Below are 23,336 nucleotides of genomic sequence, written 5' to 3'. Positions count from 1 at the left end.
GGACGCGGCGCCGGACGCGGCGCCGGGCGCGGGCCGGGACGCAGCGGCGTCCGGCGAGGCACCCCCGGCCCGTGCCGGCTCGGCCCCCACGGGGAGGGCGGAAGCCGGGGCTCCGGCGGCCTCCGGCGACCGGACCTCACCCGCCGCCCGGGACCGCGCCGTCGCCACCGCGGACCGGGAGAGGTCCGTGGACGGGGGCCCGGCGGAGAAGGGCGACATCGCGCGGGAGAGCCCCACACCGGACCCCGCTGCGGGCCGGGCCACGCCTGCGGGGGACACCGACGACAGGCCCGCGACGGCGGGTGACGACAGGCCCGCGACGGCGGGTACCGACGGCGGCGCGGCCGCGAGACCCCGCTCCGGCGCCGGAGAGGCCGGCGGCCGGGCCGCCGAGCCCACGCGACGGCTCTTCGTGGCCCGTACGGTCGCCCTCGGCGCCACCACGGTGGCCGCCGCCACGGTCGGCGCGGGCGCCTACAGCGTCCTGAACGGCCCCTCCACCAAGCGGATCACCGTCCCGCTGCCCAGACTCCCGCGCCGCGCCCACGGTTACCGCATCGCCGTCGTCAGCGACATCCACCTGGGACCGGTCCTGGGCCGCGGTCACTCCCGCCGGGTGGTCGACGCCATCAACCGCACCCAGCCGGACCTGGTCGCCGTCGTCGGCGACCTGGTCGACGGCACGGTGGACGACCTGGGGCCGGCCGCCGAGCCGCTGGCCGACCTGCGCTCGCGGCACGGCTCCTACTTCGTCACCGGCAACCACGAGTACTTCGGCGACGCCCGCTCCTGGATCGAGCACCTCCGCGAACTCGGCGTCCACCCGCTGGAGAACGCCCGCCGCGAGCTGCCCGCCTTCGACCTCGCCGGGGTCAACGACCTCGCCGGCGAGGAGGAGGGCCAGGGCCCGGACTTCGAGGCGGCCCTCGGCGACCGCGACACCTCCCGCGCCTCCGTGCTGCTGGCGCACCAGCCCGTGCAGATCCACGACGCCGTCGACTACGGGGTCGGGCTCCAGCTCTCCGGCCACACCCACGGTGGCCAGCTCTGGCCGGGAAACCACCTCGCCGCCCTCGCCAACCCGACCGTCGCGGGCCTGGAGCGCTACGGCGACACCCAGCTCTACGTCACCCGCGGCGCCGGGGCCTGGGGCCCGCCGGTGCGCGTCGGCGCCGAGTCCGACATCACGGTGGTCACGCTGGCGTCGCGGGAGGCGTGACGAAGGCGGGGCCGTTCCGGGGCCTGACCGGGGCGCGTGGCGGTGTGCGGGGGTGCGGGGGTGTGGTGCGGGTGCCGCCAGGCTGTGCAGGCCGGGGCTGCCCCCCGGGGCCCGCCGCCTGCGGCCGGGGTGGTTGGGGGTTCTGGCCCGGTGCGGCAGGTCTCGTCGTTGCGGTCACTGCGTGGCGGGCTACGGGGGGAGGGGTGCCTCGCTGGGGCTCGTTCATGGTGCGGGCGCGGGTGGCCTGGTCGGCCGGGTTCACCCGCCAGCGACGGGGCCGGGCGGCGGGGCGGTCGGTGGCCGGTGACGGGGTTGCGGTGGCGGGCTGCTGCCGCGCTGTGCCTGAGCTTTCGTCTTCTCGCTCCGCTCGTTGCACGTGCGTGGCACTGCGCGGTCTGTCTGCGGGCCGTTCCGGAGTGGGGGTGCGCGCGGCCAGGGTTGTGCCGGAGGTTCGGTGGGGCGGGTCGAGCTGGGCGGGGCGGCATCCGCTTGTCCGTGCGGGGCCGGTCGGGGGTCGCCGGGGGCCTGCCCGCGTCGTGATCATGTACTGGTCCACTCATGAAATGCCCCCTATGTCCCTTTTCTTGACGGGGTCGCCCTGCTGTGAACCGGGATGTAAGGGGCCTCGCTGGGCGGCGCCTATTGCGGCATCGTCATGGGTCGTGCCCACTGGCGGCACTTACGCCTGGGCTCCGGGGTGCTCGCCGGGTGCAGGTCCGGCCTGCCGGGCTGTGGCGCGTGTCCTGCAGGTCGGGCGCCGGAAGCCCGGCCCTCACCTCCCCCGGGCTGACCCGGCGGATGCTCGGCGCCCGCCCGGCCGCAGCCCGGGTGCCCGGCCGCGCCGGCTCCCACCGGTTGCGGGTCGCGCGTACCCCCACTCCGGAACGGCCCGCAGCCGGACCCCGCACTGCCACCGGCGTGCAACGAGCGGAGCGAGAAGACGAAAGCTCAGGCACAGCGCGGCAGCAGCCCGCCAGGGCAACCCCGTCACCGGCTACCGACCGCCCCGCCGCCCGGCCCCGTCACAGGCGGGTGAACGCCGGCCGACCAGGCCACCCGCGCCCGCAGCATGAACGCGCCCCAGCAAGGCACCCCTCCCCCCCCGTAGCCCGCCAAGCAGTGACCCCGACCACCGACGACCCGCACCCGGCTCCGGCGCGTCGGCCCCGCCCTCCGGCTCGGCACCTGCCCCCGCCCACCGCCCACCTGCCCCTGCCCCCTACCCCTGCCCACGGCCACGCGTTGCCTTGACGTCGGCGGCAAGGTCTAGCGTTCTGGCATGCGCATCGGCGAACTCGCGGAGCGCGCGGGTGTCAGCACTCGCACTCTGCGCTACTACGAATTCCGCGGTCTGCTTCCTGCTCGTCGCGCGGTCAACGGATACCGCGTGTACGACGAGGACGACCTGCGGCAGGTGGAGCAGATCCGCGTGCTCCGGGACTTCGGGTTCGGGCTGGAGGACACCCGCCCCTTCGTGGAGTGCCTGCAGGCCGGCCATCCCGCCGGCGATTCCTGCCCGGCCGCGGTCCAGGTCTACCGGAGCAAGCTCGCCGAGCTCGACGCGCTGATGGAGGAACTGCGGACGGTGCGCGCCCAGGTGCGTGCACAGCTGGTCCGGGCGGAGGCGGAGCTGCCGGACGGGCCCGAGCCACGATGCCAGATGGAGGGATGACCATGAGCGGTACAGCGGGTGTGGGCGAGGTCACGGACGCCACTTTCGCCGACCGGGTGCGAGGGGCGGACGTACCGCTGCTGGTGAAGTTCACCGCGAGCTGGTGTGGTTCCTGCCGCCAGCTGGGCCCGGTGCTGAGTGCCGTCGCGGCGGAGGAGGAAGGCCGTCTCGAAGTGGTGGAGATCGATGTGGACTCCAACCCGGAGACGGCGGTGGCCTACGGTGTGCTGGCGATGCCGACGCTGATGCTCTTCGTCGGCGGGGAACCGGTGAAGTCCATGGTGGGCGCCCGGTCCAAGCGGCGGCTGCTCCAGGAACTCGAGGACGTCAGGCTCGAGGACGTCAGGTAGGCGGTGCGGCGGGGCGGTGAGCCCCGCCGCACCGGCAACCGTGCAGGGTGCGCCGGAGGTCTGCGTCAGCTCGACTGGGCCTCGTTGTAGAGGTTCTGGGCGTCGGCTCCGAAGTACGGGCCGAACATGTAGTTCGGCAGGAAGGTGTACTTGAAGCTGTTCACCGAGGACTGGAGCCCGGTGCCGGACCCCTCGTCGAACTGGGTGAACCAGGGCCCGCCGCTGGAGCCGCCGGTCATGTCGCAGTTCATGCCGTGGTCGTCGGAGAGCAGGAAGTCCCGGATGGTCGTCCCGCTGCAGTAGATGAACTTCTCGCCGTCGTACGGGTCGGCGGCGGGGAAGCCGAAGGCGTACATGTCGCGGTTGTAGCCGGTGTTGAAGGCCAGTCCCTGGCCGCCGACGACGTCGGTGAGGAGCTGCCCGCCCAGCGGGTTCACCACTGCGGCTCCGACGTCGTAGTTCATGTCCTCGCTCGCCGACCACTGCGGCGTGGCCAGGGTCTCGGCGGCCGTCCACTCGCCGTACGGCGCCTGGCCGTCGTGGTAGCCCGGCACGAAGACCCAGTCGGTGTGCCAGCTCCCCTCCAGCTTCACGCAGTGCCCGGCCGTCATGACCGTGCTCTTGTTGGCGCTGGTGACGGCGTTGCCGGAGCAGGAGGCGGTGCGGCCCTGGTAGGTGAAGAACACCCGGCCTGCGGTGGCGACGACGTCGCCACCGCCGGTCCAGGGGCCACCGCCCTGCGGGAAGGCCATCGGGGTGGCCGTCTCGCTGGGGGCGGCCGTCGGGGCGACGGTCTGCTTCTCGCCACGCGGCACCGCGCCGGAGACCTCGCCGCGTTCGGCCTCGAGGAGGTCGAGCGGGGTGGCCGAACGCATCCGTTCCGGCGTCCAGAAGTCGCGCGTGCGCTGCTGCTCCGCGGCCGACTGGGCGGCCGGGTGGGTGGCGGCGGGCGCTGGGGACGGCGGGGGAGCGGCGGTGGCGGCACCGGCCTGCAGGGCGGTGGCGACGAGGGCGCCGACGGAGAGCAGGGCGCCGAGTGCGGTCCGGGTCGTGCGGCTGCGTCTCACGCGTTACTCCTTCTGCGACGGCCGCGCCGGTGGGCGCGGCGTGTGTGGGGAGCGGACCGCCGGGGTTCGGGCGGTCCGGGCAGACGAGTGGTGCGGATGCGACGTGCTCTGCGGTCCGGCGGTACGGGCGTCGCGGCGGCCGTCCGGGTGCCGCCGCCGGCCGTACCGCCGGTACAGGAAGCGTGCCACCGGACCCGGCAAAGCGTCAGGGGCACGACAACCCGCGGGTAGATTTGGCCGAAACGCGGCGGTCCCGCACCCCCTGGCGGGGATGCGGGACCGCAGGGTTCCGCAGCGTTCGGTACGGGCGTCGCGTGCCCGGCGGCGCGATGCGCTCAGCAGCGGCGCCGCGCGCTCAGAAGCGGCGGGTGATCAGCGCGCGCTTGACCTCCTGGATCGCCTTGGTGACCTGGATGCCACGCGGGCAGGCGTCCGTGCAGTTGAAGGTCGTACGGCAGCGCCAGACGCCCTCGCTGTCGTTGAGGATCTCCAGGCGCTGCTCACCCGCCTCGTCCCGGGAGTCGAAGATGAAGCGGTGCGCGTTGACGATCGCCGCCGGGCCGAAGTACTGCCCGTCGTTCCAGAACACCGGGCACGACGAGGTGCACGCGGCGCACAGGATGCACTTGGTGGTGTCGTCGAAGCGCTCGCGGTCCTCGGCGGACTGGTACCGCTCGCGGGTCGGCTCGTTCCCGGAGGTCACCAGGAACGGCATGACGTCCCGGTAGGCCTGGAAGAACGGCTCCATGTCGACCACCAGGTCCTTGAGGACGGTGAGGCCCTTTATCGCCTCGACGGTGATCGGCTTCTTCTCCGGGCTCAGGTCCTTGATCAGCGTCTTGCACGCCAGCCGGTTCCGGCCGTTGATGCGCATCGCGTCCGAGCCGCAGATGCCGTGTGCGCAGGAGCGCCGGAAGGTCAGGGTGCCGTCCAGCTCCCACTTGATCTTGTGGAGGGCGTCGAGGACCCGCTCCTTGGGGTCGATCTCGACCTGGAAGTCCTCCCAGACCGCCTCGGCCGACACCTCCGGGTTGAACCGGCGGATCCGGAAGGTCGCCGTGACCAGGTGCGAGGCGACCTCCTTGGCGTCCGCCTCGGCCGTCTTGTCCATGACGGGGGTGCTCATCAGTACTTACGCTCCATCGGCTGGTAGCGGGTCTGGACGACCGGCTTGTAGTCCAGCCGGATCGACTCGGTGCCGTCGTCGCCCACCTCGCGGTACGCCATGGTGTGGCGCATGAAGTTGACGTCGTCGCGGTTGGGGTAGTCCTCGCGGTAGTGCCCGCCGCGGGACTCCTTGCGGGCGAGCGCCGAGACCGCCGTCACCTCGGCCAGGTCGAGCAGGTTGCCCAGCTCGATGGCCTCCAGCAGGTCGGTGTTGAACCGCTTGCCCTTGTCCTGGACGCTGACGTTCCTGTAGCGCTTGCGGAGCTGGCCGATGTCCTCCACGGCCTCCTTCAGCGTCTGCTCCGTGCGGAACACCATGACGTTGCGGTCCATGGTGTCCTGGAGCGCCTTGCGGATCTCCGTCACCCGCTCGCTGCCGGTGGAGTCCCGCAGCCGCTCCACCTGCTCGACGACCTGGTGCTCCGGCTGCTCCGGCAGCTCCACGAAGTCGGCGCCGGCCGCGTACTCGGCGGCCGCGATGCCGGCCCGGCGCCCGAAGACGTTGATGTCCAGCAGCGAGTTGGTGCCCAGCCGGTTGGCGCCGTGCACGGAGACGCAGGCGACCTCGCCGGCCGCGTACAGGCCCGGCACCGGAGTGGTGTTGTCGGCCAGCACCTGGCCGCGCACGTCCGTCGGGATGCCGCCCATCGCGTAGTGCGCGGTGGGCTGGATCGGGATCGGGTCGGTGTACGGCTCGATGCCCAGGTACGTACGGGCGAACTCGGTGATGTCCGGCAGCTTGGCGTCGAGCTGCTCCGGTGGCAGGTGGGTCAGGTCCAGGAAGACGTGGTCCTTGTCCGCGCCACAGCCGCGGCCCTCCCGGATCTCGGTGTAGATCGCGCGGGAGACGACGTCACGCGAGGCCAGGTCCTTCATCACCGGGGCGTACTTCTCCATGAAGCGCTCGCCGTCCCGGTTCCGCAGGATGCCGCCCTCGCCGCGGGCGCCCTCGGTGAGCAGGATGCCCATCTTCCAGATGCCGGTCGGGTGGAACTGGAAGAACTCCATGTCCTCCAGCGGCAGCCCCCGCCGGTACGCGGCGGCCTGCCCGTCGCCGGTGAGGGTGTGGGCGTTCGAGGAGACCTTGAAGAACTTGCCGTTGCCGCCGGAGGCGAAGACGACCGCCTTGGCCCGGAAGACGTGGATCTCGCCGGTGGCCAGCTCGTACGCCACCACGCCGGCGGTCTTCTTCACGCCCTCGGACTCGCTGAGCAGCAGGTCCAGGACGTAGAACTCGTTGTAGAACTCCACGCCCTCCTTGACGCAGTTCTGGTACAGCGTCTGGAGGATCATGTGACCGGTGCGGTCGGCCGCGTAGCAGGAGCGGCGCACCGGGGCCTCGCCGTGGTTGCGGCTGTGACCGCCGAACCGGCGCTGGTCGATGGTGCCGTCCGGGGTCCGGTTGAAGGGCAGGCCCATCTTCTCCAGGTCCAGGACCGAGTCGATGGCCTCCTTCGCCAGGATCTCGGCGGCGTCCTGGTCGACCAGGTAGTCGCCGCCCTTGATGGTGTCGAAGGTGTGCCACTCCCAGTTGTCCTCCTCGACGTTCGCGAGGGCGGCGGCCATGCCGCCCTGGGCGGCGCCGGTGTGGGAGCGGGTGGGGTAGAGCTTGGTGAGCACCGCCGTGCGGCTGCGCTTCGTCGCCTCGATGGCCGCGCGCATCCCGGCGCCGCCGGCGCCGACGATGACGGTGTCGTACTTGTGGATCTTCATGACGGTTACCTCAGCCCCGGCTTCAGCGGATGTTCGGGTCGAAGGTGAAGATCACCAGCGTGCCCAGCAGGATGGTGAACACCGTGGCGGTGTAGAGCAGCATCTTCAGCCAGAAGCGGGTGTTGTCCCGCTCGGCGTAGTCGTTGATGACGGTGCGCAGGCCGTTGGCGCCGTGCAGCATCGCCAGCCAGAGCATGATCAGGTCCCACGCCTGCCAGAACGGGGACGCCCAGCGTCCCGCGACGAAGGCGAAGCTGATCCGGGACACGCCGCCGTCCACCACGAGCTGGATCACCAGGTGGCCGATCACCAGGGCGACCAGCACGATGCCGGACAGCCGCATGAAGATCCAGCCGTACAGCTCGAAGTTGGTGCGCGTCGACTTCGGGGTCTTGCGGGTGCGGGCCCGGGGCGGCTCGATCACCGGAGCCGGGTTGTCCGGCCCGTAGCCGGAGCTGCCGCCGGTCATCTCGATTTCAGTGGCCATCTCGATCAGCTCCCGAACAGCTCGCGCAGCGTGTGTTCCAGGACGGGGTAGAAGGCGCCGGCCATCAGGACGGCCCAGATGCCCATCACGGTCCACAGCATCTGCTTCTGGTACTTCGCGCCCTTCGACCAGAAGTCCACGGCGACGACCCGCAGGCCGTTCAGGGCGTGGAAGAGCACGGCGGCGACGAGGCCGTACTCCATGAGGTTCACGAGCGGCGTCTTGTACAGCGCGATCGTCTCGTCATACGCCTCCGGGGAGACGCGGACGAGCGCGGTGTCCAGGACGTGCACGAACAGGAAGAAGAAGATGAGGACGCCGGTGACTCGGTGAGCCACCCAGGACCACATTCCTTCCCGGCCGCGGTACAGCGTTCCAGCCGGCACGGAAACAACCCTCCGGGAGCGGGATCGGGGCCTGCCGCCATCTTCCACTCGAGCAACGCGGGCGGTGTCGGTCGGGCCCGGCCGGGTACGGTCCACCGGCCTTCGCCATCGTAGCGACGCCGTTCCGGCCTGCCGGTACGGGGGTGTGCAGGTGTGATGTATCCGTCACGCATCCGGGGCCCGCGCCGGGAACCCCGCCCCGGGCCCGCCGGGATCACCGGCCGTGCCGGGGTCGGCCTCGTCTCCGGGGCCGCCGTCGGGGCACCCACCCGCCGGGTCGCGCGCGCCGCCGGCTCACGGCACCGGGACCGGTCCGGTGAGGAGACGCGTCAGCCGCTCCCGGGCCAGCAGCCGCAGCTCCTCGGCCACCACCTCGCGCTCCCGCTCCGGGGTGTGGCCCAGACGGGTGCGCAGGGCGAAGAGTGCCTGGTCGAGGCGCTCCTCCGGCGGGTGGGAGGCCAGGCTGACCACGAAGGCGTGGCCGAACCGCGCCTCGTACGCCGCATGCGCGGCCCGCAGCGCGGTGTGCGCGGCGAGCGCGGCCGGTCCCCGGGTCAGCGGGTGGTGGGACGACTCGGCGGTGAGCGCCTCGGAGAGATCGGCGGGCGTCATGTCGTAGCCCGCCTCGTCGGCGGCGGCGAGCAGGGCGTCCGGGTCGGGGTAGGGCCGGTGCGCCACCAGCCGGCGTGCCCAGCGGGTGCTGCCGCAGCAGTCCAGCAGGGCCCGCTCGGCCTCCTCCGGAGCGGCGGCGTTCAGCCGGTCCAGCGGGGCCGGGGCCGGTCCCGGGCGGGGCGGCACGGGCGGCGGAGCGGCGTCCGCGGGGGTCTCCGGGGCCGCTCCCGGCTCCGGAGACGTGGCCGGGGCTGCCGGTGCGGCCGGGGCGGGTGGCGTGACGTGCAGGGTGTCACCGGGGTCGCCGGGGGCGCCGTTGCGCGGCGGATGCAGACGCATGGGCTCCTCGGGGGGGTGGCGGGACGGTGCGTGGCCCTGGCGGGCCCTGACGGGACCTGTGGCGGGACCTGGGACCTGACGGGGACGGGGCAGGACGTGGGGACGCGCGGGCGGCAACCCCGTTCACGGTAACGGAGGGTGAAGATCCGTGTCCGACGTGTGCGCGAATCTCACCCGTACGGGAGGGGTGTCGCACAAGCGATTGACGCCGCGGTGCGCGCGCCCGGCCGCGCCGCGGGGACGCAGCAACGGTCCCGATTTTCACTCGTACGTGCGGGTAGGGCGACTCCGACGGACGGACACCCTCCCGGAAGGTCAATACCGTAGGCCCATGCGACGCAATCGGCGAAACGCCCTGATCGCGGGGGTGGCCGCGCTCTGCGCGGTGGTGCTGGCAGTGACCCTCCTCACCCTGGGCGGCGACGGCGGCGACGGCGAGCCCGCCGCCGGCGAGTCGACCCCGGCCTCCCCGCACTCCCCGACCGCCACCCTGCCCCAGCGGCTCGGCCCCGCGCCGGTCTCCGTCCCCTCCGTACGGAAGTGGCAGGCCACCCGCGGACCGGGCTGGAAGCCCGGCGAGGACGCCCGCGTCGTCACCGCCGACGACGCCCTCACCGACGAGGCCCGGCTGCTCGCCCGCGAGCTGGACCTCTCCCACGCCGACGGCCCGGCCCGGCAGGGCGACGTCGAGCTGCGCCTCGCCGAGGGCTCGGAGCTCAGCCGCGAGGCGTACGTCCTCACCAGCAAGAACGGCCGGGTCCGCATCTCCGGCTCCGCCGAGGCCGGCGTCTTCTACGGCACCCGCACCCTGCTCCAGACCGTCCGCGCCCAGGGCCGCTTCGCCGACGGCGTCGTGCGGGACGAACCCGCCCGCGCCCAGCGGGGCCTGATGCTGGACATCGCCCGCAAGCACTTCAGCGCCGACTGGATCAAGGCCCGCATCCGGGAGATGGGCGACCTCAAGCTGAACCAGCTCCAGCTCCACCTCTCCGACGACCAGGCGTTCCGCGTCGCCAGCGACACCCACCCGGAGATCGTCTCCGACCCGCACCTCACCAAGAAGCAGGTCCGCGAGATCGTCGACCTCGCCGCCTCCCGGCACATCACCGTCATCCCGGAGATCGACTCGCCCGGCCACCTCGGCGCCGTGCTCGACGCCCACCCCGGTTTGCAGCTGCGCACCGCCGCCGGGGAGCCGGTGCAGGGCGCCATCGACATCTCGAAGCCCGCCGCCGGCCGGCTGATCGACGAGCTGTTGCGGGAGTACGCCGGGCTCTTCCCCGGCCGCTGGTGGCACCTGGGCGGCGACGAGTACCGCGCCCTGATGGCCGAGAACCCCGAGGCGACCTACCCCGGGCTGGCCGCCGCGGCCCGGGAGCGCTTCGGCTCCGGCGCGGACATCGCCGACCTCGCCACCGCCTGGCTCAACGACCGCGCCCGCACCGTGCGCGCGGAGGACAAGCTGCCGCAGGTGTGGAACGACGGCATGCACGAGGGCGGCGAGGTCCGGCCCGGCAAGCCCCGGCAGGTGGCCTACTGGACCGGCAAGGAGATCGGCGCCCGGCCGCCCGTGGACTACCTCCGCGAGGGCTGGGACATGATCAACTTCAACGACGAGTACCTCTACTACGTCCTCGGCGAGCCCAACGAGTTCACCTACCCCACCGGCGAGCGCATCTACGAGCAGTGGACCCCCGCCGTGCTCCGCGGCACCGAGCCCGTCCCGGAGGAGTTCTCCGGCCCGGACCGCATCCTCGGCGGCCGCTTCGCCGTCTGGTGCGACCTCGCCGACTCCCAGACCCCCGCCCAGGTCGCCGCCGGCATCCGCCTGCCGCTGGCCGCCACCGCCCAGAAGCTCTGGGACCCGCGGAAGCCGGACGCCGGCTGGAAGGAGTTCACCACCCGCTACGAGGAGGTCTCGGTGGGGCGGTGACCGGGCACGGGAGCCGCACCCGGCCGGGCGGGTGCGTACCCGCCCGGCCGGCGGTGGTCAGCCGATGCGGACGCCGATGTGCGGCTGCCCGGCCGTGGGGAGGCCGAAGGCGGTCGCGGTGAGGGCACGGGCGCCCGTGGTGGTGAGCTGTTCCCCCGAGGACGGCAGCACGACGAGCGCTCCGTTGCCGCCGTTCTCGTTCCCCGCGGCGATGGTGAGGTCGTCCTTGCCGTCGCCGTCGAGGTCGGACAGGAGGAGCCGCGAGCCGAAGTCGTCCCCGGTCTCGTTGGCGCCCGGTACGCCGGCGGTGCCCTGGTGGAGGATCTGGGTCTCGTTGGTGAGGCCGATGGAGGCGCCGTACGACACCCGGACGAACCCCGCGTCGGTGACGGGGTCGATGTCCTCGCGCGGGTCGCCGACGGCCAGGTCGTCATAGCCATCGCCGTCGATGTCGCCGACGGCCAGCGCCGAGCCGAAGCGGTCGTCGCTGTCCGCCTCGCCCTCCACCCCGAACTGGTGCTGGTCGATCGTGTACCGGCGGTCGTGGTCCAGGCGCCAGGCGGGGTCGCTCTGGCTCTCCGGGGCGCCGGGGGTCACGGTGTACTCGCCGCCGCCGTCGCCGCGCCGTGCGGTGACCAGGTCCCCGTAGCCGTCGCCGTTGAAGTCGGCGAAGGCGGAGGCGTAGTCGTACTGGCTGCCGACGCTCCCCAGCTGGTCCAGCCGAGCGTGCCGTCCGTCGCGCCGCTCACCCAGAGGGTGGAGTGGCTCACCAGCAGGTCGTCGGCGCCGTCACCGGTGAGGTCCCCGGCGGTCAGGGCGTCGACCTCGAAGTTGTAGGTGTTCAGGGAGCCGAGCGGGTGGGTGCCGCCGGTGCCTCCGGAGGCCGTCATGCCGCCCGCGTACAGCCACCCCTGGGCCGAGGAGTTCCCGGTGGCCAGGTCCGTGCGCCCGTCTCCGTCGAAGTCCCCCGCGGCCAGCGCCCGTCCGTGGGCGTCATGGTCGAACCGGCCGGGTTCGGACAGCGTGGTGGCCCCCGACAGTCCCTCCGGTGAGCCCCAGACGAGCTGCACCAGCCCGGCGTCGTTGTCCCCGGTGACGTCCTCGCCCGAGGTGCCGACAGCGACGTCCGCGTAACCGTCGCCGTTGAAGTCGCCCACCGCCAGGCCCGCGCCGAAGTGGTCGTCCACCTCGGGGACTCCGGGCACTCCGGGACTGCTCTGGCTGAGTACCGTCCGCGCGGCCTCGGTGGCGCCGGCCCCGTCCGGGGACCCGTACGCCACGGTCAGCGCCCCGGCACCGCTCTGCCCGTCGATCACGGCGTCCGGGGCGGAGGCGACGAGGTCACGGAAGCCGTCGCCGTCGAAGTCGCCGTGCAGGCCCGAGCCCGCGGCGGCCCCGGTCTGCGCGGCGGGCGCCGCCATGGCCGGGGACACGAACGCGCCTCCGGCGAGCGCGGCGAGTGCGGTGGTGGCGAGGATGCGGTGCTTGCGTCTGAACATGCAGGTCCCCCTGGGGTACGGGTGATTCACGGACGGGGCTTCCGGTGTACGGAAGGTTCACGGACGGGGCTTCCGGGACAGCTCCGCCGAACAGGTCGCGCGGCCGAACTCGCCGAAGGCGGTGGCCCGCTGCCGGTGCTCGCCGCGGACGGCGAGAGCGCACTGCGCCCGGCCGCCGTCCTCGCCCAGGACGATCGACACCCGGGCCGGGCCGCTCTCGGGGTCGACCTCGAGGTTCTTGGTCCAGGGCAGCCGGACGGACTGCTCCCGGCCCGCCGGCGCCCCTGCGGCACCGGAGTTGTAGGTGAGGGTGGCCGTGCCCTCGCCGGTGACCTCGTAGGTCACGGCCACGGTCTCGGGTTCGGGTGCGGAGGTCTCGCCGGAGCCGATGCCCAGGACGACGGCGGCGCCGACCGCAGCGGCGGCCGCCAGGACGCCGGCCCCAGCGAGAAGTCTGGAGCGGTGCCTGCGCAGGACGGCCGCTCGTGGCCGGTCGCCGGTGCCCTCCGCGTGCTCGGCGTCCGGTGCGGGCGGGGAGTCGGAGCCCTGTCCGGCGCCGTCGGTCCCCGCCTCCGGCTCCGTCCCGCCGGCCCGGCCCGGCGCGTCAGCAGTGATCCCGTCGCTCGCTCCGCCGGTCCCCGGACACCCGCCGTCGGCCTTTCCGGAAGGTGGTTCCGCAGGCTCCCGGTCGGCTTGCGGAATACCGGCGACGGAGCGCTCCGCCTCCTCTGAATTCCGCGCGTTACCCATTCCCGTCTCCCTCGAAACCCTGATTCCGGAGGTACTTCCTGCCTGTTTCCGGGGGTCCCCGGATTCCAAACGGAAGGGTTATACCCGACGGCCCTCCGCCTTGTCATCCGCACGGCGATGTCGCCATATGCCCGTTATCGGCGACCGGTTGACGGCGACACGTCGCTGTGCGTAGAACCTCTGTCACCACAACGAAAGCGTCGCTCGGAGCGACGTATCTCTTGGCGGACCCCCTGGCCAGGGGCTCCCCCTGGAGGCGCGTCGCCGCGTTTCCGTGTGTCGCCGGAAGTCGTGGCGTGTCGTGTCCCCGGGCCGTACGGGATTTCTCGTGCGGTGAATTCGGCATGCCCTTCTGCGTGCATTCTCGCTGATGCGCGGAAGGCAGCCGGGAGAGAAGTGGATATGAAGGTCCGGTACCGCAGATTCCTCTCCTGCCTGGCGATGTCCGCGGTCCTCAGCACGCTGCTGCCGCAGGTCGCCTACGCCGCTCCCGACACGGGAGACGACGACACCGGTGTCGTGGACACCGTCAAGGGCTGGTTCTCCGACGACGAGGACGACTCCCACCGGGCCGATCCACCCCACGACGACCGGAAGGGGCTGCCCAGCCGGGACAAGCTCCCGCCGGGCAAGAACGCTCCGAAGGCCGAGCGGGTCAAGGAACTGACGTCGAAGCGCACCCCGAACGCGCGCTTCTGGCAGCTCGACGACGGCCGGGTCCAGGCCGAACTCTCCACCGTCCCCACCGCTTACAAGACGGCCGAGGGCGACTGGAAGAAGATCGACACCGCCGTCCGGGCGAGGCGTCACCAGGGCTTCACCCATGCCAACACCACCAACCTCGCCCGGACCTCCTTCGGCGACAGCGCGAAGCGGCTCGTCCGCTTCGCCGGGGAGGGCGGCCGTGCGGTGACGTTCGGCCTCGAGAACGCGCGGGGCGCGACGCTGAAGCCGGAGGTCGACGGCGACACCGTCGTCTACACCGACGCCGTGGCAGGGGCCGACCTGACCTACCGGGTGGGCCGCGGCCGGCTGAAGGAGGACATCACCCTCGACAAGCGCCCGGACGGCCCGGTCTCCTTCACCTTCACCCTGGACACCGACGGCCTGAAGCCGAAGGCGCGCAAGGACGGCTCGATCGTCTTCCGCGCCCCGCGCTCCGGCGACGAGGTCATGGTGATCCCCGCGCCGTACATGACGGACGCGAAGAAGGTGGCCGCGTCCCCGTACGAGCACGCCTACAGCAGGGACGTCACCCAGAAGCTGACCCGCAAGGGCGAGAACTGGCAACTCACGGTCACCCCGGACCCGGAGTGGCTGCTGTCGGAGAAGCGGCGGTACCCGGTCGTCATCGACCCGACGATCACCGTGATGCCCCTGGACGCGCAGGCCCAGGACGCCATGGTGCTGTCGGACCAGCCCGCAGTGAACTTCGGTGGAGCCTGGAACCTCTCGGTCGGCCGCTACAACGGCGGCGTCGCACGCTCGCTGCTGAAGTTCCCGCTCGACGAGATCCCGGCCGGCGTGGACGTCGACGCGGCCCGGCTCGAGGTCTACTTCGACCAGGCGCACACCGACGGCAACACCGACGTGCTGGTCAAGGCGCACCGTGCGACCGGGGCCTGGGACGAGTCCACGGCCACCTGGGACAACACCAGCGGCCTGCTGGGCGAGCGCTCCGCCAACAGCGTCATGGTCGACAACGGCGACCCGGAGACCGCGGCGAGCGGCACGTGGCCCCAGTCGACCTCGTCCCTGACCGCGGACGCCATCGGTGACGACTACCAGTACAACAAGAACAGCACCGGCGGGGAGAGCTACACCTGGCAGCCGGAGATCACCGAATCGGGCACCTACCGGACGTACGTGCACTACGTTCCGGCCTTCGACCGCGCCACCAACGCCCCCTACACCGTCCACCACGACGGGGGCAGCAAGAGCTACACCGTGGACCAGTCGGCCGGATCCGGGGGCGAGTGGCAGACCCTGGGCAACTACGAGCAGCTCTACTACCAGCGCGGCACCAAGGCCAAGGTCGTCCTGGACGACACCCCGGCCTCCTCCGACACCGCCGTCATCGCTGACGCGGTGCGGGTGGTCAACCCCGCGCAGATCTGGAAGAACGCGGCCGAGTACAGCGAATGGCACAAGTTCCCGGTCAAGGACACCGTGCAGCAGTGGGTCGACGGCACCCACACCAACCACGGCTTCGTCCTCAAGGCCAAGCACGAGGACTCCGCAGGGCCCCTGGGCGGTCCGCGCTACGAGTCGGCGCACGCCACGGCCTACGGCGGTGAGATCGCCAACTACCCCCGCCTGACCGTCACCTACGGCAAGGTGGGCACCGCGCTCGACTCGCCGACCGTCGTCCACGGCACCGGCCCGGAACTGCACTGGGACGCGTACGAGAACCGCACGGGCGACCCGGGCGACGAGATCGTCGAGTACCAGATCCACCGCTCCAGCCAGCAGGACTTCACCCCGTCGGCCGCCACCCTGGTGGCGCCGGTGGAGAAGAGCGCCACCAGCTTCACCGACACGACGGCCGTACCGACACCGGACAGCTACAACCAGGGCGAGATCGGGAAGTCGTACTTCTACCAGATCGCCGTCAAGACGAAGAGCGGCGAACTCCTCGGTTCGCCCACGCGCATCGTCGGCATCCCCAAGGCCGGCCGGACCATGAAGATCATCCAGGCCGGGCAGACCGACACCACCCTGTCCAGCGCCGACCCGGACACCAACCTCGACGACCGGCCCAGCTACGGGGAGCCGCAGACCTGGCTCGAGGTGGGCAACTACGGCACCTACGGCACCACCCGTGCCGTACTGGACTTCCCCACCGCGGACATCCCCGACAGCGCGACGGTGATCAAGTCCACCTTCTACATGTGGGCGCACCGCACGTTCACGCAGTCGGACGGCGCCGTCTACAACCTGCACCCCCTGAACCGGGGTTTCGACGAGCAGACGGCGACCTGGAACAACGCCGACACCACCACCCCCTGGAGCAACCCCGGCGGTGACTACAGCTCCGTCATCTCGGACTACACGCCCCAGTGGAGCAATGACGTCGGCCGCCACTGGTGGGACGCCACCTCGCTCACCCAGTCCTGGGTGGACGACCCGGCCGGCAACAAGGGCGTCATGGTCAAGCTGGCCGACGAATCGGCGTCCGGGCCGCAGGAACGCACCATGTTCCTGTCCGCCGAGGGTCAGGACAAGCAGCTCCGTCCCTATCTGCAGGTCATCTACGTCGACGCCACCGCGGACAACACCTACTACGCGCCGCAGACCCCCTCCCGCATGATCCCCGGTGACACCAGCACCGTGGACGTGACCCTGACCAACACCACCGGCGGCACCTGGACGGCGGCCGACCACGAGCTGTCCTACCGCTGGGCGCTCCCCGACGGCACCGACGCCACCACCGGCGGCAACCAGATCGCCACGGCCCTTCCGGCCGGCACCTCGCTGGCGCCGGGCGAGTCGGTCACCGTGCAGGCGCAGGTGAAGGCGCCCATCAACTCCACCGCGGGCAACAAGCGCACGGACTACGTGCTGACCTGGGACGTGCGAAACAAGAGCACGGGCGCCTGGGTCTCCGGCAGCGACGGCATTCCCGGCCTGGCGCAGGACGTGGCGGTGGAGGAGCCGACCTCCAACCAGCTCGGGCTGGAGTCGTTCTACTCCTACGCGGGCAAGAACACCGGCGCCGGGTCGACGGTGATGAACAACCTGTACGCGGGCAACAACGTCTGGTCGTACAACGCCTTCACCAACCCCGGCCGCGGGCTGTCCACCTTCGCCCGCTTCTCCTACAACTCCCTGGACACCTCCGACACCGTCCTCGGGCACGGCTGGTCGGCGCAGCTCGCGGCGCCGCTGCGCTCGGGTGCGGCGCTGGACTTCCACCCGAACCCGAACCCGACCGAGGTCACCCTCCCGGACGGGGACGGCACCTCGCACACCTTCACCTGGGACGAGACGAACCAGGTGTGGGAGGCGCCGGCGGGTGTGCACTATCTGCTGGAGCAGAAGCCGGGGGTGGACTGCAAACCGTCGGCGGACGGTGATCCGCGGGCGTGGTCGATGACGCGGCCGGACAGGACGCGGTTCTTCTTCGACTGCGACGGCTATCTCACCGCGATCACCGACAAGAACGGCAACACCCAGACGTACACCTACGAGGAGCGCAAGTCCCGCAACAAGCCGGTCAAGTTCCTGCGGTACCTCACCGACCCGGCGGGCCGGCAGTCGCTGACGGTCGACTATTACGCCAAGGGTGACGACTACACCTACATCGACGACACCGGCACCGAGCAGTCGGACACCAACCTCACCAACCCGAAGATCATCGACCACATCCGGTCGATCACCGACATCTCCGGGCGGAAGGTGACCTTCGTCTACACGGCGAAGGGCCTGATGGCGAAGCTGACCGACGGTGCCGGCTCCGCCCAGCCGAAGGTGTTCCGCTTCACCTACGACGCCACCCAGGGCAACAAGAACGTCAAGCTGGTCGAGGTCACCGACCCGCGGGGGAACGCCACCGCGTTCGACTACTACGACCCGAGCGAGGGCGAGGACCCGGCCTGGCACTGGCGGTCGCAGACCATCACCGACCGGCTGGGCCACGACACCGGCTTCGCCTACACCGACCCGGACGGCACCTCCGGCTCGGTGATCCGGACCGACGTCACGGACGCCGAGGCGCACACGACGACGTACGTGCAGGACGGGTACGGCCGTCCGACGCAGATCACCAACGCCCAGTCGGAGACGACGAAGCTGTCGTGGGACGCGGAGAACAACGTCACCCGGCTGGAGGAGGCCAACGGCGCGGTCACCACGTACGCGTACGACCCCAAGACCGGCTACCCGACCGAGACCAAGGACGCCGAGGCCAACGCGAACGGCACCGCCGGCACCACGCTGACGTACGCCACCTCGCTCAACGGCCATGTCGCCGACCTCTGGCAGAAGACCTCGCCGGAAGGCCGCACCTGGCAGTTCGGCTATGACAGCTACGGCAACCTGACCTCGGTCACCGACCCGAAGGGCGTCGCCACCACCACGACGGGCGACTACACCACCACCTACGCCTACGACTCCCACGGCCGGCTGACCGAGGCCACGGACGCAGGCGGCAACACCACCACCCACAGCGACTTCGGGCCCACCGGCTATCCGAAGACGATCACCGACGCGCTCGGCCACTCCTCGACGTACGTCTACGACGAGCGCGGCCAGGTGCTGGAGGCCGTCGACGCGCTGGGCAAGAAGACGACCCAGACGTACGACGTCTTCGGGCGGCCGCTGGAGTCGACGGTCCCGAAGGACCAGGACGCCGGCGAGTTCCTCACCACCCCGGCGCCCGTGTACGACGCAAACGACAACGTCACCCAGGCCACGGCCCCGAACGGCGCGGTCTCCACGGCCACCTACGACGCCGCCGACCAGATCACCGCGGCCACGGCCCCGAAGGACACCCCGACCGGGGACGAGCGGAGGACGACCTATGCCTACGACAAGGTCGGCAACCTGCTCACCACGGTCGAGCCCAAGGGCAACCTGACCACTGCCACCGGCGACTACACGACGACGCACGCGTACGACGCGATCTACCAGCTCACCTCGGTCACCAACGCCCAGGGCGACCGGATCACCTACACCTACGACAACGTCGGGAACGTCACCAAGGTCGTCGACCCGCGCAAGGACGACACCGCCGACCCGGACGACTACACGACCACGACCGCCTACGACCTGAACCACCGGGTCACCTCGGTCACCGACGCCGCCGGCCACAGCACCTCGCGGACGTACGACAAGGACGGCCTGGTCCTCTCCACCACGGACGCCGAGGGCAACACCACCCGGATCTCGTACGACGAGCGCGGCAAGCCCACCGAGGTCAAGGTCCCGCACAGCAAGGACGGCTCCGGGAACATCACCTACCGGACCACGCGCTTCGCGTACGACCAGGTGGGCAACCGGACCAAGGTCATCTCGCCGCGCGGCGTGCAGACCACCGGGGACGACCAGGACTTCGTTTCCGAGACGGTCTACGACGCGCTGAACCGGCCGAAGGAGCAGATCCAGCCCTACGACCCGGACGACGCGCGCTACCACACCCCGGTCAAGACGATCACCTCGTACGACGCGGTCGGCCGGGTGAGCAAGACCTCCATGCCGCCCTCCGAGGGCCAGTCCGTCCGCAACGAGACCACCTACAGCTACTACGACAACGGCTGGATCAAGTCCTCCGAGGACGCCTGGGACATCACCACCAGCTACGACTACAACGCCCTGGGGCAGCAGACCGCCCGTACGCTCACCTCGGCCGGCGGCTCCTCGTCCCGGACCATGGGGTGGTCGTACTACCCGGACGGCAAGCTGAAGTCCCGTACGGACGACGGTGTGCCGGTGGGCAAGCACGTGGTGCTGGCCGACAACTCCGACACCCAGAACACCTCGTTCACCGGGACCTGGGACCTGGCGGACGCGCCGGGCCAGCAGGGGTACGACCACGCGACACACGCGGCCGGGACGGGCACGGACGTCTTCACCTGGACGCTGAACATCCCGGAGGACGGGACGTACGACGTCGCGGTGAAGTACCCGGAGGACGCCTCGGCGTCGGCCTCGGCGACGTACACGGTCACGCACTCCACCGGGACCGCGGACCGGACCGTGGACCAGTCGGCCGGGGGCGGCACCTGGGTGTCGCTGGGCTCGTACGCCTTCACCCAGGGCAACGACGCGAAACTGGAGCTGGCGCAGGACGCCGACGGGAAGGTCCTGGCGGACGCGGTGAAGCTGGTGCGGGACACCAGCGGGGAGACGGACACCGAGCAGCGGGACTTCTCCTACACCTACGACGTCAACGGCAACCTGACCGGCATCACCGACAACTCCTCGAACGCCGATGTCGACAGCTACGACATCGCCTACACCGGGCTGAACCAGGTGCAGGAGGTGCGGGAGCTGTCCGGCGGGGTGGAGCAGAAGGCCACCTCGTACACGTACAACGCCAACGGGCGCCCGCTGACGCTGACGCACCCGGACCAGCACTCCGCCTACGAGTACGACGTGCGTGACCTGGTCTCGAAGGTCACCGTGGGGAAGTCCCCGACCGACGCGGACCCGAAGATCACCACCTTCGGCTACACCCCGCGGGGGCAGAAGAAGCAGGAGGTCAAGGGCAACGGCAACATCGTCGACCACACCTACTTCCTCGACGGTGCGCTGAAGACGCAGGTGGAGAACAAGCCGGGCGGGACGCTGGTCTCCTCGCACACCTACGCCTACGACCCGAACGGGAACAAGGCGCGGGACGTGTCGAAGAAGATGAACGCCGATGACACTTCGGCGTATCTGTCGGCGACGAAGGAGTACAGCTACGACCCGGCCGACCGTCTGGCCGAGGTGGTCACCACCGGCACCGGCGCGGGGACGGAGACCTACGTCCACGACGCCAACGCCAACGTCATCTCCCAGACGATCGACGGCACTACGACGACCTACACCTACGACCGCAACCGGCTGCTGACGGTCTCGGTGGACGGGCAGAGCGCTCAGCACAACTACGATCCGTTCGGGCGTCAGGAGTCAGTCACGCTCGCTGGTGAGGTCATCGCCAGGAAGCTCTACGACGGCTTCGACCACGTGGTGGAGCACACCAAGCGCACTGATTCCGGTGCGATGGAGACCACGACCTATTCCTTCGACCCGCTGGACCGTCTGGCTGCCAAGACCGTGGATGGCGAGACGACGGAGTTCGACTACCTCGGGCTTTCCGGCCAGGTGCTCGATGAAGAGGTCGCGGGCGAGGTCACGAAGTCGTACCAGTACAGCCCGTGGGGCCAGCGGCTGTCGCAGGTCACCCACAACTCGGACGGCACCAGTGAGGACGCCTACTACGGCTACAACTCGCACACCGACGTCGAGACGCTCACCACGGACAGCGGTAGTACGAAGGCGACCTACGGCTACACCGCCTACGGCTCGAACGATGAGGACCACTTCACCGGAATCGACAAGCCTGATGTCGCCAACCCGGACAAGGAGGCGTACAACCCGTACCGGTTCAACTCCAAGCGCTGGGACGCCGCGTCCGGCACCTACGACATGGGCTTCCGGAGTTACGACCCGGGCCTGAACCGCTTCACCACCCGCGACATGTACACCGGCGCCCTGGCCGACATGTCCCTGGGCATGGATCCCTTCACGGGCAACCGTTACGCCTTCACCGCCGGCAATCCCATCTCCCGCATCGAACTCGACGGACATATGTGGGACTGGGACTGGGGCGAGTTCGGCAGCACGCTCAAGGAGGAAGGCTCGAAGTTCCTGTCCGGTGCCAAGCAGGCCGCCGGAGATCTGTACGGCAACGCCGCAGGCTGTCTCACCGGTGATGGCGGCGCATGCAAGGAGACGGCTAAGAACGCCTTCGTCGACTATCAGCCCATCGTCGCGGGCGTCAGAGCGGGAATGGGCCTATGGTCCCGCGGGACCGAGATCTACGGGGACTTGTCCGCAGGCAGGATCGAGGAGGGCCTCGGCAAGCTCACCTTCGATATCGGCTTGGCGGCCCTGACCAAGGGTGCCAGCCGCGGAGTCAAGGCGGCCAAGAACACCAAGGGATCCACGACCAAGGCTTCCGGAGCCGGGAAGAAGAGCTGCGACCCCAACAGCTTCATCGCCGGCACCGCCGTCCTCATGGCCGACCGGAGCACCAAGCCGATCGAGGACCTCGAGGTCGGGGACCAGGTGCTGGCCACCGACGAAGAGACCGGGCGGACGGCGGTCAAGACCGTCACCGCCGAGATCATCGGGGACGGCCTGAAGCACCTGGTCACCCTCACCGTCGACACCGACGGCGACAAGGGAGACGACACAAGCCGGATCACCGCCACCGACGAGCACCCCTTCTGGGCCCCCAAGATCGGCAAGTGGGTCGACGCGACCGACCTCAAGCCCGGCACCTGGCTCCGCACCAGCGCCGGCACCTGGGTCAAGGTCACCGCGATCGAGCACACCACCCTCGTCACCCGCGTCTACAACCTCACCATCGCCGACACCCACACGTACTATGTGCTGGCAGGCGAAACTCCCGTCCTGGTTCACAATACAAATGCGCCGATCGGCTGCGGTCTGAATGGTGAGCCAATCTACGACATCCCCGCTGGATCAAGTGGAGGGCCTGGAGCGGGCCAAAGGATTCCCGCTGATATGCTCCGTGATTACAACATCGGGGTTAACGCGGACCCAAGTCTTCCCACGCCATTGTGTTCGTACTGTAGGACGAATCCTGCACAAGCGGTGGACCATGTCGAGCCGCGCGTTCGTGGTGGTGATCTAACCGACGCGAATACGACGCCTGCATGCCGACACTGCAATAGCTCAAAGAGGGATCAGGGAGCGCCCCTGAACCCGCCGGCCGGTTATACTGGCCCGTGGCCGCCTCCTCATTGGCCACCTCACATCAGGAGATGGTAGCGGTCTCTGGACGTTGGTATACCCCGGCGCCGATCGTGTGCCGGGGTAGACCCATCTTCACCCAAGAGAGGTAGTTCATGAGTTCACAAGTCAGTTTTATTGTTCATAATGAGCCTGCCGTCAGACCCGATCAGGCGTATATCGCCGTGGTCGATCTGGCGCCCTTCGGATTTTCTCGCCAGATGGAGCAAATTTGGCTGCGCCCTCTAAACGATAGAGAATACGAAGTCTGCTGCTTGCCCTTTAGGGTCTACGGGATGGCGATGGGTGACGTTGTCTCGCTCGACAAGGAAGCCAGAAGCGTCAATGAAATAGTTCGGCATTCTGGAAATCGTGTATTTCGAATCTTCTTCCCTCTCTCGACCCCCTCGAAGGAGTTTCATTCAGCGAAAGATGACGTGACTTCCGCTATTCGTGATGCAGATTTGCAGGCGGAGTGGAGTGGAGATAGACACGTTGCAATCAATATCCCGTTGGGTGGATCGGTAGCTCGCGTATGGGAGGTGGTTCGAGAACTTGAAGGTATCGCCGTGTGGGAGTGGTCCGACGTGGAAGAATTCCGCACCAGTTGAGTGCGAAGCAGTGAGCGTTTTCCACCCTCAGTCTGAGCAAGCCAGGTGCAGGGTGAGGACGGCCTG

The 23,336-nt window shown here is 70.2% G+C and carries 15 protein-coding genes; 6 read left to right on the top strand and 9 right to left on the bottom strand.

Features of this window, described 5'->3' with window-relative positions; all coding sequences use genetic code 11:
* From HOY81_RS24160 to HOY81_RS24150, 3 genes are all read left to right on the top strand, one after another.
* A partial coding sequence (locus tag HOY81_RS24160; RefSeq protein ID WP_237322809.1) for a metallophosphoesterase occupies positions 1-1,219 on the top strand: 1,219 nt, incomplete at its 5' end.
* Between the two features lie 1,279 nt (positions 1,220-2,498).
* Entirely contained in the window at positions 2,499-2,891 is a 393-nt protein-coding gene (locus HOY81_RS24155) for a MerR family transcriptional regulator (protein WP_237322808.1), read from the top strand.
* Between the two features lie 2 nt (positions 2,892-2,893).
* Complete coding sequence (locus tag HOY81_RS24150) at positions 2,894-3,241, top strand: co-chaperone YbbN (protein ID WP_272893236.1); 348 nt, start codon at positions 2,894-2,896, stop codon at positions 3,239-3,241.
* A gap of 65 nt (positions 3,242-3,306) precedes the next feature.
* Here the strand turns inward: HOY81_RS24150 and HOY81_RS24145 are convergent, their stop codons facing one another.
* From HOY81_RS24145 to HOY81_RS24120, 6 genes are all read right to left on the bottom strand, one after another.
* The gene (locus HOY81_RS24145; RefSeq protein WP_237322807.1) at positions 3,307-4,308 is read right to left on the bottom strand and encodes a serine protease; all 1,002 of its coding nucleotides are present in this window, start codon (positions 4,306-4,308) and stop codon (positions 3,307-3,309) included.
* Positions 4,309-4,663: 355 nt separating this feature from the next.
* Positions 4,664-5,434: a succinate dehydrogenase iron-sulfur subunit gene (locus HOY81_RS24140; protein ID WP_237322806.1), complete on the bottom strand. Its 771-nt coding sequence runs from the start codon at positions 5,432-5,434 to the stop codon at positions 4,664-4,666.
* Positions 5,434-7,188, bottom strand: coding sequence for a succinate dehydrogenase flavoprotein subunit (gene sdhA / locus HOY81_RS24135; RefSeq protein WP_237322805.1), 1,755 nt, complete (start codon positions 7,186-7,188; stop codon positions 5,434-5,436). Before sdhA ends, HOY81_RS24140 begins: the two co-directional genes overlap by 1 nt.
* Before the next feature lie 22 nt (positions 7,189-7,210).
* Positions 7,211-7,675, bottom strand: a complete 465-nt coding sequence (locus HOY81_RS24130; protein WP_237322804.1) for a succinate dehydrogenase hydrophobic membrane anchor subunit — start codon at positions 7,673-7,675, stop codon at positions 7,211-7,213.
* 5 nt (positions 7,676-7,680) lie between these two features.
* Positions 7,681-8,061 carry a succinate dehydrogenase, cytochrome b556 subunit gene (sdhC, locus tag HOY81_RS24125; RefSeq protein WP_237322803.1) on the bottom strand — a complete coding sequence of 127 codons (381 nt, stop codon included), beginning with the start codon at positions 8,059-8,061 and terminating at the stop codon, positions 7,681-7,683.
* A 294-nt stretch (positions 8,062-8,355) separates the two neighbouring features.
* Positions 8,356-9,012: a 2-oxo-4-hydroxy-4-carboxy-5-ureidoimidazoline decarboxylase gene (locus HOY81_RS24120; RefSeq protein ID WP_237322802.1), complete on the bottom strand. Its 657-nt coding sequence runs from the start codon at positions 9,010-9,012 to the stop codon at positions 8,356-8,358.
* 331 nt (positions 9,013-9,343) lie between these two features.
* Here HOY81_RS24120 and HOY81_RS24115 point away from each other — a divergent pair, with 331 nt between their 5' ends.
* Complete coding sequence (locus HOY81_RS24115) at positions 9,344-10,945, top strand: glycoside hydrolase family 20 protein (RefSeq protein ID WP_237322801.1); 1,602 nt, start codon at positions 9,344-9,346, stop codon at positions 10,943-10,945.
* 57 nt (positions 10,946-11,002) lie between these two features.
* On the opposite strand, the gene HOY81_RS24110 is transcribed toward HOY81_RS24115, so the two are convergent.
* From HOY81_RS24110 to HOY81_RS24100, 3 genes are read right to left on the bottom strand one after another with little or no spacing between them, the layout of a single operon-like run.
* Entirely contained in the window at positions 11,003-11,542 is a 540-nt protein-coding gene (locus HOY81_RS24110; RefSeq protein ID WP_237322800.1) for a hypothetical protein, read from the bottom strand.
* Positions 11,539-12,444: a VCBS repeat-containing protein gene (locus HOY81_RS24105; protein ID WP_237322799.1), complete on the bottom strand. Its 906-nt coding sequence runs from the start codon at positions 12,442-12,444 to the stop codon at positions 11,539-11,541. Before HOY81_RS24105 ends, HOY81_RS24110 begins: the two co-directional genes overlap by 4 nt.
* Before the next feature lie 57 nt (positions 12,445-12,501).
* Positions 12,502-13,194 carry a hypothetical protein gene (locus HOY81_RS24100; protein WP_237322798.1) on the bottom strand — a complete coding sequence of 231 codons (693 nt, stop codon included), beginning with the start codon at positions 13,192-13,194 and terminating at the stop codon, positions 12,502-12,504.
* 402 nt (positions 13,195-13,596) lie between these two features.
* Here HOY81_RS24100 and HOY81_RS24095 point away from each other — a divergent pair, with 402 nt between their 5' ends.
* Both HOY81_RS24095 and HOY81_RS24090 read left to right on the top strand, forming a co-directional pair.
* Positions 13,597-22,698, top strand: coding sequence for a DNRLRE domain-containing protein (locus HOY81_RS24095; RefSeq protein ID WP_237322797.1), 9,102 nt, complete (start codon positions 13,597-13,599; stop codon positions 22,696-22,698).
* A gap of 77 nt (positions 22,699-22,775) precedes the next feature.
* Positions 22,776-23,270: a DUF4265 domain-containing protein gene (locus HOY81_RS24090; RefSeq protein ID WP_237322796.1), complete on the top strand. Its 495-nt coding sequence runs from the start codon at positions 22,776-22,778 to the stop codon at positions 23,268-23,270.
* Positions 23,271-23,336: the final 66 nt, after the last annotated feature.

Origin of the sequence: Streptomyces sp. JJ36, assembly GCF_021696945.1 — a bacterium.
GTDB lineage: Bacteria > Actinomycetota > Actinomycetes > Streptomycetales > Streptomycetaceae > Streptomyces.
Note: the sequence above shows the minus strand (reverse complement) of the source record. Positions and strands in the feature narration are given on the sequence as shown.

Coding starts and splice junctions, on each gene's coding strand:
- HOY81_RS24100 (WP_237322798.1), bottom strand. CDS start 13,194: ATGGGTAACGCGCGGAATTCAGAGGAGGCGGAGCGCTCCGTCGCCGGT.
- sdhA (WP_237322805.1), bottom strand. CDS start 7,188: ATGAAGATCCACAAGTACGACACCGTCATCGTCGGCGCCGGCGGCGCC.
- HOY81_RS24115 (WP_237322801.1), top strand. CDS start 9,344: ATGCGACGCAATCGGCGAAACGCCCTGATCGCGGGGGTGGCCGCGCTC.
- HOY81_RS24120 (WP_237322802.1), bottom strand. CDS start 9,012: ATGCGTCTGCATCCGCCGCGCAACGGCGCCCCCGGCGACCCCGGTGAC.
- HOY81_RS24155 (WP_237322808.1), top strand. CDS start 2,499: ATGCGCATCGGCGAACTCGCGGAGCGCGCGGGTGTCAGCACTCGCACT.
- HOY81_RS24095 (WP_237322797.1), top strand. CDS start 13,597: ATGAAGGTCCGGTACCGCAGATTCCTCTCCTGCCTGGCGATGTCCGCG.
- HOY81_RS24140 (WP_237322806.1), bottom strand. CDS start 5,434: ATGAGCACCCCCGTCATGGACAAGACGGCCGAGGCGGACGCCAAGGAG.
- HOY81_RS24105 (WP_237322799.1), bottom strand. CDS start 12,444: ATGTTCAGACGCAAGCACCGCATCCTCGCCACCACCGCACTCGCCGCG.
- HOY81_RS24150 (WP_272893236.1), top strand. CDS start 2,894: ATGAGCGGTACAGCGGGTGTGGGCGAGGTCACGGACGCCACTTTCGCC.
- HOY81_RS24130 (WP_237322804.1), bottom strand. CDS start 7,675: ATGGCCACTGAAATCGAGATGACCGGCGGCAGCTCCGGCTACGGGCCG.
- HOY81_RS24090 (WP_237322796.1), top strand. CDS start 22,776: ATGAGTTCACAAGTCAGTTTTATTGTTCATAATGAGCCTGCCGTCAGA.